This window comes from Postechiella marina, assembly GCF_039538365.1.
GTDB lineage: Bacteria > Bacteroidota > Bacteroidia > Flavobacteriales > Flavobacteriaceae > Postechiella > Postechiella marina.
In genome coordinates this window covers 530,084-546,465 of record NZ_BAABCA010000001.1, presented here as the reverse complement: position 1 = coordinate 546,465, position 16,382 = coordinate 530,084, and the positions used below count along the sequence as shown (strand labels likewise).

General features: G+C 31.9%; 10 protein-coding genes. 2 read left to right on the top strand and 8 right to left on the bottom strand.

Features of this window, described 5'->3' with window-relative positions:
* Nucleotide 1: 1 nt before the first annotated feature.
* The gene (uvrB, locus tag ABD715_RS02230; RefSeq protein WP_344786436.1) at nucleotides 2-2,005 is read left to right on the top strand and encodes an excinuclease ABC subunit UvrB; all 2,004 of its coding nucleotides are present in this window, start codon (nucleotides 2-4) and stop codon (nucleotides 2,003-2,005) included.
* Nucleotides 2,006-2,053: 48 nt separating this feature from the next.
* On the opposite strand, the gene ABD715_RS02225 is transcribed toward uvrB, so the two are convergent.
* Nucleotides 2,054-2,461 (bottom strand): TerB family tellurite resistance protein, encoded by a 408-nt coding sequence (locus ABD715_RS02225; protein WP_344786435.1) that lies wholly within the window; start codon nucleotides 2,459-2,461, stop codon nucleotides 2,054-2,056.
* A 353-nt stretch (nucleotides 2,462-2,814) separates the two neighbouring features.
* Here ABD715_RS02225 and ABD715_RS02220 point away from each other — a divergent pair, with 353 nt between their 5' ends.
* Nucleotides 2,815-3,069: a DUF1456 family protein gene (locus tag ABD715_RS02220; protein ID WP_425567945.1), complete on the top strand. Its 255-nt coding sequence runs from the start codon at nucleotides 2,815-2,817 to the stop codon at nucleotides 3,067-3,069.
* A gap of 41 nt (nucleotides 3,070-3,110) precedes the next feature.
* Here ABD715_RS02220 and ABD715_RS02215 read toward each other — a convergent pair whose 3' ends face one another.
* The 7 genes from ABD715_RS02215 to gyrA all read right to left on the bottom strand — a co-directional run bounded on the left by ABD715_RS02215 (nucleotide 3,111) and on the right by gyrA (nucleotide 16,344).
* On the bottom strand, nucleotides 3,111-3,548 hold the full coding sequence (locus ABD715_RS02215) for a hypothetical protein (RefSeq protein ID WP_344786434.1): 438 nt from the start codon (nucleotides 3,546-3,548) through the stop codon (nucleotides 3,111-3,113).
* Nucleotides 3,549-3,603: 55 nt separating this feature from the next.
* A complete protein-coding gene (locus ABD715_RS02210; protein WP_344786433.1) occupies nucleotides 3,604-5,382 on the bottom strand; it encodes a hypothetical protein in 1,779 nt (592 codons plus the stop codon).
* A gap of 12 nt (nucleotides 5,383-5,394) precedes the next feature.
* Nucleotides 5,395-7,155 carry a RagB/SusD family nutrient uptake outer membrane protein gene (locus tag ABD715_RS02205; RefSeq protein ID WP_344786432.1) on the bottom strand — a complete coding sequence of 587 codons (1,761 nt, stop codon included), beginning with the start codon at nucleotides 7,153-7,155 and terminating at the stop codon, nucleotides 5,395-5,397.
* A gap of 10 nt (nucleotides 7,156-7,165) precedes the next feature.
* A complete protein-coding gene (locus ABD715_RS02200; protein WP_344786431.1) occupies nucleotides 7,166-10,240 on the bottom strand; it encodes a SusC/RagA family TonB-linked outer membrane protein in 3,075 nt (1,024 codons plus the stop codon).
* Nucleotides 10,241-10,365: 125 nt separating this feature from the next.
* Nucleotides 10,366-12,279, bottom strand: coding sequence for a right-handed parallel beta-helix repeat-containing protein (locus tag ABD715_RS02195; RefSeq protein WP_344786430.1), 1,914 nt, complete (start codon nucleotides 12,277-12,279; stop codon nucleotides 10,366-10,368).
* Nucleotides 12,280-12,538: 259 nt separating this feature from the next.
* On the bottom strand, nucleotides 12,539-13,777 hold the full coding sequence (locus ABD715_RS02190) for a tetratricopeptide repeat protein (protein ID WP_344786429.1): 1,239 nt from the start codon (nucleotides 13,775-13,777) through the stop codon (nucleotides 12,539-12,541).
* 17 nt (nucleotides 13,778-13,794) lie between these two features.
* Nucleotides 13,795-16,344: a DNA gyrase subunit A gene (gyrA, locus tag ABD715_RS02185; RefSeq protein ID WP_344786428.1), complete on the bottom strand. Its 2,550-nt coding sequence runs from the start codon at nucleotides 16,342-16,344 to the stop codon at nucleotides 13,795-13,797.
* Nucleotides 16,345-16,382: the final 38 nt, after the last annotated feature.

The following is a 16,382-nucleotide window of genomic DNA, read 5'->3' as shown; positions in this document are numbered from 1 at the left end:
TATGCAGTTTAAAATTGAATCTGAATTTAGCCCTACCGGAGATCAGCCACAAGCTATTAAAAAATTAGTAGAAGGCATAAATACTAACGAAAAATATCAAACCTTGTTAGGTGTTACAGGCTCTGGTAAAACATTTACCGCAGCCAATGTTATTAAAGAAGTACAAAGACCTACTTTGGTTTTAGCTCATAATAAAACATTGGCTGCGCAGTTATACTCAGAATTTAAACAATTTTTTCCAGATAATGCGGTAGAGTACTTTGTATCTTACTACGACTATTACCAGCCAGAAGCTTACATTCCTGTTTCTGGAGTTTATATAGAAAAAGACTTATCTATAAACGAAGAAATAGAAAAGATGAGGTTAAGCACAACCTCATCCCTACTTTCTGGTAGACGCGATGTGCTAGTTGTTGCCTCTGTGTCTTGTTTATACGGTATTGGAAACCCTGTAGAGTTTCAAAAAAATGTTATTAGCCTAGAAAGAGATCAAGAAATTTCTAGAACCCAATTATTACACCAATTAGTACAAAGTTTATATTCTAGAACCGAAGCCGATTTTAAACATGGTAATTTTAGAATAAAAGGAGATACGGTAGACATTTTTCCTAGTTATGCAGATGATGCATTTCGCATTCATTTTTTTGGAGATGAAATTGAAGATATTGAATCTTTTGATATCATGACAAACAAGGTAGTAGAAAAATACGACAGATTAAATATTTACCCTGCCAATATGTTTGTAACCTCGCCAGATGTATTACAAGGTGCTATTAAAAATATTCAAGACGATTTAGTAAAACAACACGATTACTTTAAAGAAATAGGAAAGCATTTAGAAGCAAAACGTCTTAAAGAACGTACTGAGTTTGATTTAGAAATGATTAGAGAATTAGGTTACTGCTCTGGTATAGAAAATTATTCGAGATATTTAGATGGAAGAGCTCCTGGTACAAGACCGTTTTGTTTAATAGATTATTTTCCAGATGATTTTTTAATGGTAGTAGACGAAAGTCACGTCACAATATCCCAAGTACATGCTATGTATGGCGGAGATAGAAGTAGAAAAGAAAACCTTGTAGATTATGGCTTTAGATTGCCTGCTGCTATGGATAATCGTCCATTAAAGTTTGAAGAATTTGAAGCGCTTCAAAACCAAGTTATTTATGTTAGTGCAACACCAGCCGATTACGAGTTACAAAAATCGGATGGTATTTATGTAGAACAAATTATAAGACCAACTGGTCTTTTAGATCCTATTATAGAAATACGTCCTAGTTTAAATCAAATTGATGATTTAATAGAAGAAATCCAGCTACGAGTAGAAAAAGACGAGCGTACATTGGTTACTACACTAACCAAACGAATGGCCGAAGAGTTAACAAAATACTTAGACCGTATACAAATACGCTGTAGATACATACATAGTGATGTAGATACCTTAGAGCGTGTAGAGATAATGCAAGATTTACGTAAAGGTATATTTGATGTTTTAGTAGGTGTAAACTTACTTCGTGAAGGTTTAGATTTACCAGAAGTGTCGTTAGTTGCTATTTTAGATGCCGATAAAGAAGGTTTTTTACGTTCTGCACGTTCGCTCACCCAAACTGTTGGTAGAGCTGCAAGAAACTTAAACGGTAAAGCCATTATGTATGCCGATAAAATTACTAAAAGCATGCAAAAAACTATTGACGAAACAGAGTACCGAAGAGAAAAACAAATAGCCTACAATACAAAGCATAATTTAAAACCTAAAGCCTTAAATAAAAGCTTAGACAGTGTATTATCTAAAAACTCTGTAAGTACTTATAGTTACGAAATGGAAGCATTAAAAGCTGCAGAACCAGAAAGCGAATACTTAAGTAAACCTGAGCTCGAAAAGAAAATTAGAGAAAAAAGAAAACTTATGGAAGAAGCTGCAAAAGCCTTAGACTTTATTATTGCAGCCAAATTGAGAGACGAAATAAAAGGATATCAAGATAAACTAGAAAAGCTAAAAGTATAAACTTTTAGCTTTCAATAAATTTAAGATTCAACACTTCAAAATTTAATCTTAGTTATATTGCGTTTTAAAAATATCTATTAAAACATCTGGAGGGACAATTTTGTTTGGAAAGCTTTCCATAAGATATAATACTTTAGTTATAGATTCGTGACTTAAACCCATTCTTAAACCAAAGTTATACAGTTTAATAACTCCTTTGTTTTTAGCATTATTTTTGCTTTCAATATTCATTAATAAAACCAATCTGTGAAACTGAACAATACGTTCGCTATGCGATTTTAAATGTGTATAAGATATTGGGTTTTCTATTAAATATTCAAAGTCAGATCTACTTACATCTAATTGTTTAGCAACACCTAATAAAAAATTATATTCAATGTGCTTAATGTCTTTATCATACTTTGCAAAAGCTATCATTTCGGAAAGTAAACTTAATTTTTCTACTCTATTAATCATCTTCAAGGGTATTAATCATCTATAATAAAGATACAGCGAAGTGTTTGGTTCTTATCGTATATATAATGTAGCTTATCGAAAAACACCTAGTATTTTATCGTAAATTTTATTTAGTTTATCATCTTCTATTTTTTTTTATCTAATAAAAATGCTGTTAAACTCTTTATCGATAATTTTAAAACGAATAACACTTATTTACAAATACCTAGTAATCAGCACTATATGTGGTTTAAAACATATTTAAACTGAAAAAATATTTAAAGTATCTTTACAAAATAAAAAAAACGCTAAAAGAGGCACTTTGCTTTTCTATTATCGATGAACGGTAACCTAAGTGTTTTAAACATATTGATATGACAAATAATGATACTTTAAAAAAATTACGAGTTGCTTTAAAACTAAGAGACGATGATATTGTGAAAATTTTAGCTCTGGTAGATTTTAGAATTTCTAAAAGTGAATTAGGGGCCTTATTTAGAAGAGAAGATCATCCAAAATATATGGAGTGTGGCGATCAAATTCTTAGAAATTTTTTAAACGGTTTGGTTATCCATCTACGTGGGCCAATGCCAAAAAAAGGAGAAAAGAAAATACAAAAAAAGGAGTAGTTTAATACTACTCCTTTTTTTATCTAAGAAAATAATATTTTTTATATAAATCTATTTTGTTTAGCTATAGAAATCGTATAAACCTCCTCAGACAAATCACTATTAGTAATAGTTAAAGTACCAGTTCCTAATGCTACATCTGCATCTATAACGTAACTAATTTCTTCTATAAAGTCTGTTCCAGATTCTTGTTCTGTTACCTTTACTTTATTAAAAGATACAGCATATGTTGTATCATCAGAGTTATCTACATAAGTATTTGTTTCGTAACTTTTAACTGTTGTTGCATTTAAATACTCAATTAATAAAGGATTATCTCTATATACAGACATAGATAATACTGCATTTGTTCCTGTAATATTGGTTATAGAATAAACCGAAACAGTATCTAATGTGGCTATATCTTTATCGTCAACACTGCTACAACTACTTATAGCAATAATTGCTAATACACTTATATATTTTATAATTTTTTTCATCTTTATTATTTTTATTTATTGACCTCTTTATAAAAATGAGGGCGTTAAACATGTTTTATCTTTTAATAACTTTTAATAAATCAAAATTATCTAACCACATAAGTTGTACTATAGCATCATCTTGTCCTACATTAGTTATATTTATGTCTAATCTACCTCCTCCGTTATCTATATTTGGAAGCTCTATAATTGGTAGAGTTACTTGAACCCATTTACCACGAGCAACCGTAGAAATATCGAAATTAAAAGTAGCATCCACATTAGTTGTATAGTTATACTGTATAGTTTTCATGGTATTTGCTGGATCTAGAAATACCCAAACAGAAGGAATATAACTACCTTCTTCAACTGCACTAAAATTCTTATTTCCTTGTAATCTTGCAAGCGCAGGAATACCTGAGCTAGAAGTTTCAAATTTCATAGCACTATTACCTTCATATTTCTGTGCCGTATCTCTCCAGTAATACACTATACCAGTTTCTTTATTTGCATTGTGTTGCCCCCAAAAACCTTCAGAATTTGCCTTTTTAAATTGGTTACCGCTACCTCCCCAAACTCTTTCGTATCCTGTGTACTGACCTAAATCCATAATGCCTCCAAAAAACATTTTTAAATTTTCATCTGCAAAATCTTCTAGATATCTTTCGTCTACAGATGTTATCCTGTCCTCATCTATAGCACCACCAATATATGAGACGGTTACAACATCTGAATTATATACAGGTTCTGCCAATTTTAACTCTAAAACCGTAGCATCATCTGTACTAATAGAGACGCTAGATACTGCAATATCTCCATCGAATCCAGCTTCTGTATTAACTACATGTACTTTAAATTTAGATTCTTGATTTAATGCTTTTACAGCTTCTCCTGTTACAGAAAAAGAAATAACACCATTTTCGTCTATTTTTAAACCTCCATTAAATTTAAATGGCTTAGAAGATTTAGTTACTTTAATTTTTAAAGGAATTAATTTAGAAACCGATCTTACTGGCCCAGCCTCTGCACTACGCTTAGATTCAAACCATGCAGTATAATCTCCTAATTTATTATAAGTTATATCTGCTATTTCTTTACCACTTGTTTCTGGTTTACCGCCATCTAAATACCATTTTACACCATCTACTCTACCTATTTCGTTAGTAATTGATAAATCTTCAAAGCGTAATGTTTCTCCTGCTTCTATAGATATTTCTTGCCAAGAGTCTACGTCTCCTTCTTGAGGGTTGTCTGATTCTGATATTGTTAAAAATTCAGAAAACGGATTATCTTCATCTAAAATAGTAGGACCTGTTGGGTTGTCTGGATCTGTAATAAAATTTTGTCTATAAACTTTACCTGTTGGATTAGGGTCTGCGAATACATCAATAGTAAACACTTTATTCACTACCCATTCGTTTCCAGATTTAACTGCATCTGTTACAGAATCTTTAAATGTATTTGATAATATAACTTCGTGCACTCCTGGTTCTGGGAAATGTACATTTACCAAATCTTCTTGAGATGATTTTCCTGAAATTATAAACTTATCGTAAATTGAATCTGACTCTGTAAACTCTGTATTTAATAAATTAGCTGAATTTGGTATGTTCCAAATATGAGTTAAAGGATTTCTAGATACATCATAAAAGGCTACATATGTATTTAAGTTAATTTGCTTTTCGCTTTCTCTAGCTGTAGTTTTAGTACCACTAGTATACCATTTAAAACTAGAAAAATCACTGTTATTATCTAGCGAATCTCCATACAATGAAAACTCATCTTCTGAACAGCTTGTTGTAAAAGCGAAAACTCCTAACAACATAACTGCAAATGTTTTTATTTTATTATTCATAATTCTCTTTTTTTAGTCTACTTCTTGGTTATATAAAATCTCATCATTTGGAAGCGGTAAGTACGCGTGTAGCTCTTCTATAAAGTTAACCGCAGCTTCATCAAATTCTATATTTAAGTTTGAATTAGCCACTAATGTTTCGCCTTTTTCTATTAAACTACCTTTACCTGTTGTTCCATCTTCCTTAGTAAAGTTATAATCTACAACTCGGTATTCGCTATCTGATAAATACTGAAAACGCTTTTTAGTAACATTCCATCGTCTTAAATCTATTGCTCTTTCTCCATTTCCTTCTAAACACAACTCTAAAGGTCTTTCTACATGTCTTAAATGATCTCTTAATTTAGTTTCGTAATCGGTACTTTCTGCAGCTCCACTTGTATAATCTATAAATAAAGACTCATCATTTAATACTAAAGATTCTAACCCCCATCTTTTTCTAATAACATTAATATTATCTATAGCACCTTGAAGATCTCCAGTTTCTAGTAAACACTCTGCATACATTAAATAAGCATCAGATAAACGATAAATAACCACATTTTTACCAGAAGCCCAAGAACTACCAATAGCATTATTATCCTCTGATGTTAGCCTATCGTGATTAGTCAGTTTTTTAAAGTATGAAAACGTAGTTCCACCAAAAGGCACTTTTTCATATCCTGGTTTAGATTGGTAATATGTAGACTCTTCGTCGTTAACCACAGCAATCATTTGTGCACATCTTAGTGGTACACTTATAGATGTAACACCATCTTCCTTTTTGTTTCTTGAATCGTTAGTGTCTTTTACTTCATTAGAGTAAGCAAATGTTAACCAAGATGTTGGTAAAAAGTAATTAGCACCACCACCTCCAAACGGACTGGCTGGTGCGGTATATCTTGCCCATCTATTGGTGTAAGCTTCTTCATCCCATTCGTCTTTATTTTGCACTAACCTTTGATGTACTTCTGTGTAGTTTAATTCTAGAATAGATTCTGAATTATAATCGCCATCTTGAGTAAATAATAATTTTACATTATCTCCTTCTAGCAAACTATATCCATATGGTCCTGTTATAACATCGTTTAACAAAGGCATCGCTAAATCATACTCTTTAGTATACAAATAGCTTTTACCTAAAACTAATGCTGCTGTACCTTTACTTATTCTAGTTTTTTGAGGTTGAATTGCTGGTAAGTTATCGTAAGCATACTTTAAATCATCTCTAAAAAATGTTATAGCTTCCTCTGAAGTAGATAATGGCTTAGAAAATTCCTCTAAATTTTCTGGAGCTTCATCTCTAATTATAATTTGACCGTTATTATAAATTGAATGTAGATAAAAATGCATTAATCCTCTTAAAAAACGAGCTTCTCCCATTTGAGTAGTCCAAGATTCTTCACTTTTAAATTGATCTCCCATATTATTTAAGCCTGCTATTACTTGGTTGGCTCTCCAAATAACTCTATACATACCATTCCAGCTTTTAAAATAATGTGTTCCCGTGTTATCAAATTTTTGAGAATGCCACTCGTAACCATAACTAACTGGATTTGTTCTGCTTTTAGGAAACCCTATATCGCTTCTTAAAGCCTCATTATCTATACCCCAAATGTATTGGTTTAATAAACCATTATATACAGAGGTTAGGTTTTCGTTAGACTCTGTTAAATCTTTCCAATAATTATCTGTAGAAACACCGTTAGGATTAATTTCTTCTAGATAAGATTCGCATGATTGTAAAGTTACTATTAAAGCAACCAAACTAAATATATATTTATAATTTTTCATTTTTCGCTTTTTAAAATTTAACATTTACTCCTAATGTATATAAAGCTGATAATGGATACCTTGATGCATCGATACCTCTTCTTACTACATTTCCTCCAATTTCTGGATCGTACCCAGAATAGTTTGTTATTGTAATTGGGTTTTGAGAAGAAACAAACATTCTTAAATTAGTAAGCCCTATTTTTTGTACTAAATCTTTTGGTAAGCTGTAGCCTAAAGTTATCAGTTTTAATCTTAAATAGTCTCCACTTTCTACCCAGTAATCATAATTAGTTTGGTAGTTATCTGTTCCAAAATCTCTAAGAATAGGAATACTTGACGTAGGATTATCTGCAGACCACATGTTTAACAAATCTCTATGTCTACCTCTTGTATAAGCTTCAATTTTATTTCCATTTATAATTTCAGACCCTACAGATGCAAACCAATTCATTCCTAAATCAAAGCCTTTATATCTCCATTGAAAATTCCAACCAATTTCAAAGTCTGGTAATCCACTACCCGTGTAATGTCTATCATTTACATCAATTTTACCATCTTTATTATAATCAACAACTTCTATATCTCCCATTTGTGCATCCAACTTCAGCTTTTGATATTCTGCTAAACGGTCTTCTGTGTTAATAGCTCCATTGGTTTCATACAACCAAAATGCTCCTGCTTCATACCCTTCTGCAAACACTGTTAAATCGTTAGAGTTAATTCTAGAACCTGTATTAAATATTAAAGATTGACCTGCAGTACTTGTAATTTTATTAGAGTTTCTAGTAAATGTAAAGTTTGTATTAAAGTTACTTTTACCAATTTTGGTTTTATACTTTGCAGCAATTTCAAAACCTTTATTTGTCATGTTACCTACATTTAAAATAGTGTTTACATTACCTGCCCCGTCATATGCACCTGCAGACCCAGGTACTCTTACTGGAAATAACATATCTTTATTTCTAGAATCGTAAAAATCTACACTAAGCGATATTTTGTTTCTAAAAAAGCCCATGTCGAACCCTATATTAGATTCTGTTTTGGTTTCCCACTGTACATTGGCATTCGCATAATTGTAAACTGCAGACCCAAAAGATAACTCGGTATCGTTTTCATCAAATATGTAATTAGAGTTATTTCTAACAGTACCTTGATATGCATAATTATTAAAACGGTTATTACCAACTGTTCCTCTACCTGCTCTAATTTTAAAATTGTTTATTGTTCTTTTTAAAGGACTCCAAAAACCTTCATCTGAAACATTCCAACCTAAAGTTATTGAAGGAAAAGTTGCCCATTGGTTATTAGGGCTAAACTTAGCAGAACCATCTCTACGCACTAAAGCAGATAATAAATACTTACCTTTATAATCGTAAGTAATTCGACCTAATACACCTAATTGTGTACTTTTAAACTTATCAAAAGAAGAAGCTACAGGATTAATACTTCCACCATCTAAAGTTTCAACCGAATTATCTAGCACTCCATTTTTACTTCCTAAAAACCCTTTGTACGTCTCTTCTTTTACAGCGAAGGTTGCTTGTGCTCCAAAATTATGATCTCCAAATCTTTTCTTATATCTTAAAGTAGCATCTGTAGATAAAGTTGTGCTTCTTGTTGATGATGCTTGTACAATACTTTTAAGCGGATCTGTTTCTGTAGGGTCTCCGTTTAAAAATACTATAGAATATTGTGGTGAAAAAATATCGGTGTACTCATCTGTTATTGCAGTACCAATTGTAGATGTAAAACTTAAACCTTGAGCTAAGTCTCTGCTTATACTTAAACTTGCATTTATTCTATCTCTAGTACCTTCATTTTTTCTCTTTAATGCCTGTGCTAAAATTTCTAAAGGCGTTCTTACTCCTCCATCTCCTGTATTTCCTGTGGAGTAAATTACATCTTCTGCTGGCTCTACTAATGGGTAAAGTGGTGAATAACGAAGCGCGTTAGATATTAAACCATTACTAGAACGCTGTCTTCTCTCTGTTGTAAAACCTACACTTGTATTAATTCTCCAATTATCAGATTTATAACTTGTTGAAGCTCTACCATCTATTCTTTTTGTTCCCGAATTAATTAAAGTACCATCTTGATCGAAGTAGTTAACTGTAGCGTTATATGAAAAACCTTTAGCTCCGCCCGATACATTTAATGTATGTCTCGAAGTACTCGCACCATTAACCAGCACATAATCGTCAAATTTATTATTGTTATTTAACCATTCTGGAACTCTAGTCGGGCCTGGATCGAAAATAGAAGCTCCATTATCTACCTGCGTAATATTAAAAAAAAGTGTTTCTTTAGAATCCATTAATCTAATACCCTCTCGAAGTGTTTGTACACCATATGACGTATTAAAACTTACACTCATTTTACCTTCTTTACCTTGCTTTGTTGTTATTAAAATAACACCTCCAGCACCTTCTGTACCATAAACTGCTGCAGAAGCTGCATCTTTTAAAATATCTATAGTTTCAATTTCGTTAGGACTTATATTGGGGTTTCCTTGCTGTGCAATTCCATCTACAACATATAAAGGCTCGTTAGAACCAATTAAAGAGGTAACCCCTCTAATTTGAATACTTGCAGACTCTCCTGGTTCTCCACTAGAAGCAGTAACGCTTACACCTGAAACCTGACCTTGTAATGCTGAAGCTAAATCAGACGTTACAAACTCTTCAATTTGTTCTGCCTTTACTTGCGCTACAGCACCAGTAACTTCTTTCTTTTTAACCGCGCCATAACCAACAACAACAACCTCCTCTAAGTCTTCTAAACTTGAGGCCATTGCCACCTTCATTTCTGCCGATTTTACAGTTACGAATTTTTCAGTCATACCTAAATAGCTAAACTGTAGCACTGCTCCCATTTTAGCTTTTACAGAAAAGTTTCCATCAAAATCTGATATAGTACCTGTGTTAGTTCCTTGTACAAGAACCGATACTCCGGGTATAGGTAAATTATCGTCTTCACTAGTTATTACTCCTTTTACGGTTATACTCTGTGCTTGAGCATTCACGCAAAAACTTAGCGAAACAAGCAGGGTAAGCATAAAATAGCTCAAGCCCCTCGCTGTTTTAAATTTTTGTTTTAATTTCATTTAATTTAATTTAGTTAGTGATTTTTTTGTTAAATAGTTAATGTGTCCTCCAGGTATTTAGTTAGTAATACCATGCGCTGGAGTGATTAATTTTATTGATTTTGTTTTGTCATAAAGAGATTTAGTTATTTAAATTTTACATTAGTTATAGTTTTATCTTTTTCTAAAATTGTGGTGGCTTTACCTTTATAATTATTGTTTTTAAACTGAATATTTTTAGACGTTTTTATTTTAATTGCAGGATTTTTAGGGTGAAGCATAGGGAATGTACCTGAATTTGTAATGGTATTACCTAACACTTTTAAACCATCTGTATTGGCTACTTCTAGAATTAAATTGTCAAAATGATTAAAAGTATTTTTTGATATTTCTATGTTTTTGAAGGCTATATTTTCGTTATCATCATCTGTTACAAAACGAATTACACCTCTATTAAATCCACTATGTTGGCAATCTTGAAACGTATTACCAGTAATAACAACATTTGCTGCATTTCCAGATTCAAACCAATGTCCACTCTCTACAGGTATAAGAATAGCTTCCATTTCTGTATGGAAAAAATTATTTCTTATAATAGTATTTTTAGGATTAGAAATTAACAAGCCTCTTGCTCGGTTACTACTTATTGTACAATTCTCTACCAATAAATCTGGATAGCCATCTAGGTTTTCTATTAAATCTCCTGGCGCTACTTTTGCTGGTAATTTTTCGTTAAAGGTTATTTTTTGATAACGTCCGTTAATTTTCTTAATACTCTTAATAGTTAACCTACCATATGAGAAAAATGACTCACTTAATCTAACCAACCCAATATTATCGTTTTTAACACCTATTTGAAAACCTTGCTGTTGCGCATGTCCCATTCTTACACCTAAAGTATAATCGTCTATTACATCTACAACTTCTTGGTAAGTACCGTGTACATTAGTAGCATCGTCTAATTGATTTTTAAAGACACAGTTTTTTAATTCTACTTTACCTCTGCACCCTACAAAATGAGTGGCATCTGCAGATGTCGATACCATTCGCCCATTTGATGCTGTGATATTAAACCCATCTAAAATAAGATCAGAAGAGTTTTCTGCTATCAATCCCATTCCACCAGCATGATGAACATTCACGTTTATGGCATTAAATCCAGCAGTATGTGTTACTCTAAATGCAGGAGCCAACCTATTTATACTTTGATCTCCTTTACTTGTTAATACCATACCTATAGGTGGCATTTTCTTTTTATGACCTGTAAATCGAACTAAGCCTGGTTTTAACTGTTCTACCTTTAATGTTTTTTGAATACCCAAAACTTTTTGAGTTTTAGAACGTGGATCGATTTTATATTTATATTTTATTTTATCAATGTTATTTTGAACTGCAGATTTTTTTCCGTTTGATATATTGGTGTACGATTCAGTATCGAATGCAATAGCCTTACGCTCTGGGTCGTATAATATGGTTTGTCCTAAAGTATGCTCGTAATATTCTTTTACAAAAACAATTTGATTGTTTCTAATCTCATAAGGATAATCGTCTGATATTTGTAAATCAAAAGTTTTATTTTTTTCGTCTCTAGCTACAACTACCCCTTCACTATGAAATGGCATAGCCCAGTCTACAGATACATTTTTTATAGATATATTTTTAGAATTATCGACCAAAAAAGGCACCATTCTACCATGAAAAATAAATGTAGAACCTTGACCATCTATAGTTAAATTACTAAAATTAAATATGGGAAAAGCTGTTCTTACCATAACATCGTCATGATTAGATATATAACAAAATACCTCTAAACCTTTATCTGGATAAAAATGATACGTTCCTTTTTTAAACTTTATAACAGAAATTGGAGATGCCTCTGCCTGCATCATACGCTCTAATACCTTTGGAGTAGCATCATCTGCTATTTCATTTCCAAAAACAACAATTTCTCCTTTGTTTTCTGCTACAGTTGCAAATAAGCATACTGAGTTTAACAACACAATAAACAAAATAAAGATGGTTGATAATTTAAAATTGACTTTCCTTATACTTTTACTCATAACATTTAAAACTTTTAAGTTTACCATGTAAAAGTTGTTATTTAACTCAATTTTGTTGTGTAGTTTGGTAAATAAAATGTGTGCATTGGTAAATATAAAACAGACAGTAATTTAATAACAAATGCTTAAACACCACTAAAAATAAGCTTTTACAGACTATTAGCTAAAACAAAAAAACGCTCTACAACATATGTTGCAGAGCGTTTTAAATAATTATAAAGGTGTGTTTATTTAACACCCTATTATTTTAAGAATATTACTATCCTTCCATTTTAGCTTTTAAAGCTTTATACTTATCTGTTTCTCCTAATACACTATAAATATTTAATAATGTAGTAGCAGCACTTTCATTCTTTTCTTCAATAGCTAATGCTTTTTCTAATAAAGGAATAGCGCTTCTGTAAATATCTTGACGCTTAATTCTTAACTCATCGTATCTTTTATCATCAGCTTTCGAGCTACCTAAACCATTCATTTCTTCAATAAGAGCAGCTTCTTCACCTAAAACTAATGCAGCAGAATTAATATAAGCATTAATATAAGTAGGGTCTAACTCTACAGCTCTAGCGTAATACTTCTTAGCAGCAGCAACATCTTTCGATTCTGCAGCAATTACACCTAAATTGTATTGTAAATCTGCATTTTCTGGATCCATTTCTGTAGCCATAGTTAACAATCTTTTAAACTCTTCTGTATTACCCATTTTGTGGTATAGGTTAGCTTCTGTCAAAATTAAGTTAACATCGTTAGGAGTTTCTGCACGCGCATCTTTAATGGCTTCTACAGCTTTTTCATTATCACCTTCACTTACATATATTAAAGCTACATTTTTAACAATTTCTGCTTTTTTAGACTCTGTTGTTTCTTGAGTAGGTGTTATATGACTTTTTGATTTTAACGCAACATCTCTTAACTGTTTGCTTGGAAAATTCTCTTTTACTTTAGATTTTTTGTTAATAGCATAGTATTTAGTTTCTATACCTGTGTAACCTAAGTCTTTTAATTCTCCATAAAGTTTTAAAGCACGAGGATAATCTGGAGCTGTTACTGCAGTTGCAGCAGCGTAGTAAAGATATACAGTATCTTTTTTGTTTAAATTATAAACACGCTCGAAATTAGTAGATGCAGTATTGTAATCTTTTTTCTCGTAAGCGTTATTACCTTTTGTTAAAAAGCTATTAATCATAGATTGTTTTAACGCTTTTATTTCAGATCCATAAGCTCCTTTTACTTTGTTTATATTCTCTAAAGAATTAGTAACATCGTTATTATTACCAGCTCCGTTTGCAAATAATGCAACACCTTTTAAATAATAATATTTGGATTTTGTTTTCTCATCCAAAGATTCTACAAGAGGCTCTACTTGTTTAAGAGCTGCTATAGCTTCAGAAAAATTATTAGCTTTTACTGCTTTTTCAGCTGTTTTAATTTCCTTCTTTTGTGCAAACGAAAATGCGCTAACAGAAAGAGCTAAAGCTATAATAGTTTGTTTTTTCATTTTAAATAAATTTAGTTTTAATTTTCAGTGTTATTTTCTTCATTAGTATTATCAAGAGTTGTGCCATCTTCTAAAACATCAGTATTAGCAGCGTTTTCCGTCTCTTCACCTACTACTTCAACATCATCTTCGTCGTGCATTACTTTCGCAACTGCAGCAATAGAATCGTTTCCTTTTAGGTTAATTAACTTAACTCCTTGGGTAGCTCTACCCATAACTCTTAAATTTTTAACTGCTAAACGTATAGCTATACCAGATTTATTAATAATCATTAAATCATCATCATCTGTTACATTTTTAATAGATACTAAATCTCCTGTTTTTTCTGTAATAGAAATGGTTTTTACTCCTTTTCCTCCTCTATTAGTAATTCTATAATCTTCTAAGCTAGAACGTTTTCCATATCCGTTTTCCGAAACTACAAGAATATTACTTTCCATATCATTTACAGCTATCATTCCTATAACTTCATCTTTATCATGCTGTAAAGTTATACCTCTTACTCCAGAAGCACCACGCCCCATAGGTCTTGTTTTAGCTTCTTCAAATCGAATGGCTTTACCAGATTTAAGTGCTAACATTACTTGGCTTTCTCCTGTTGTTAATTTAGCTTCTAGCAACTCATCGTTATCTTTAATAGTAATTGCATTAATACCATTAGTTCTTGGTCTAGAATACTGCTCTAAAGCTGTTTTTTTAACTTGACCATTTTTGGTTGCCATAATAACATAATGGTTATTAATATACTCTTCATCTTTTAAATCTTGAGTACATATAAAGGCCATTACCTTATCGTCTTGTTCTATATTTATTAGGTTTTGAATAGCTCTACCTTTTGAAGTTTTACTACCTTCTGGTATTTCGTAAACACGCATCCAGAAACATTTTCCTTTTTGGGTAAAGAATAACATGTATTGGTGGTTTGTACCAACAAATAAATGCTCTAAGAAATCTTCATTACGTGTTGTTGATGCTTTTTGCCCAACGCCACCTCTATTTTGAGTTTTATATTCTGTAAGAGATGTACGTTTAATGTAACCTGCATGAGAAATGGTAATAACAACCTTCTCGTTAGGTATCATATCTTCAATACTTAAATCGCCACCAGCATATTCTATTACAGAACGACGCTCATCACCATATTTATCTCTAACAACCTCTAATTCTTCTTTAATTATATCCATTCTACGATCTTTTCTATCTAAGATATCTTTAAGATCGGTAATGGTTTTCATAATCTCTTCGTACTCTGCACGCAACTTATCTTGTTCTAATCCTGTAAGCTGGCGCAATCTCATTTCTACAATAGCTTTTGCTTGTATTTCTGAGAGTTTAAAACGTTCTATTAAATTATTTCTAGCTTCGTCTGCGTTTGAAGATGCTCTAATAATTTTTATAACTTCGTCTATATTATCTGAAGCAATAATTAAACCTTCTAAAATATGAGCACGCTCTTCTGCTTTTCGTAGTTCGTAAGTAGTACGTCTTACTACAACTTCGTGTCTATGCTCTACAAAATGGTGTATTAATTCTTTTAAATTTAAAAGTTTTGGACGCCCATCAACTAAAGCAATATTATTTACACTAAAAGACGATTGTAATGCTGTGTATTTAAATAGTTTGTTTAATACAATATTAGGAATGGCATCTCGCTTTAAAACGTAAACAATACGCATACCATTTCTATCAGATTCATCTCGAATAGTAGAAATACCTTCTAATTTTTTATCGTTTACCAAATCTGCAGTTTTCTTAATCATATCTGCTTTATTCACTTGGTACGGAATCTCGTCTACAATAATACACTCTCGTCCATTAACCTCTTCTATATTAGCTTTGGCACGCATAACAATACGCCCTCTACCGGTATGAAAAGCTTCTTTTACACCATCGTAACCATAAATAGTTCCTCCGGTAGGAAAATCTGGCGCCTTAACATGAGTAATTAATTCGTCTATTTCAATGTCATTATTTTCAATGTATGCTATAGTACCATTAACAACCTCTGTTAAGTTATGTGGTGGCATATTTGTTGCCATACCTACAGCAATACCAGAAGCTCCATTAACTAATAGTCCAGGAATTCGTGTTGGTAAAACTGTTGGTTCTTGTAGGGTATCATCAAAGTTTAATTTATGATCTACTGTTTCCTTATCAATATCTGCCAACATGTCTTCAGATATTTTTCGCATACGTGCTTCTGTATAACGCATTGCTGCAGGACTATCTCCATCTATAGAGCCAAAGTTACCTTGCCCATCTACAAGCATATAACGTAAACTCCACTCTTGAGCCATACGCACCATAGCATCGTATACAGATGTATCTCCATGTGGGTGATACTTACCTAAAACTTCACCAACTATTCTTGCAGATTTTTTATGTGCCGAATTTGCTCTAATACCTAGTTCGTGCATACCGTAAAGCACACGTCTATGTACTGGCTTTAAACCATCTCTTACATCTGGTAAAGCACGTGACACAATGACTGACATTGAATAATCAATGTAAGCAGATTTCATTTCATCTTCAATGTTAATAGGGATCAATTTTTCTCCTTCTGCCATATATATTTAATTAAATTTTTATCAATATTTCAAAACAT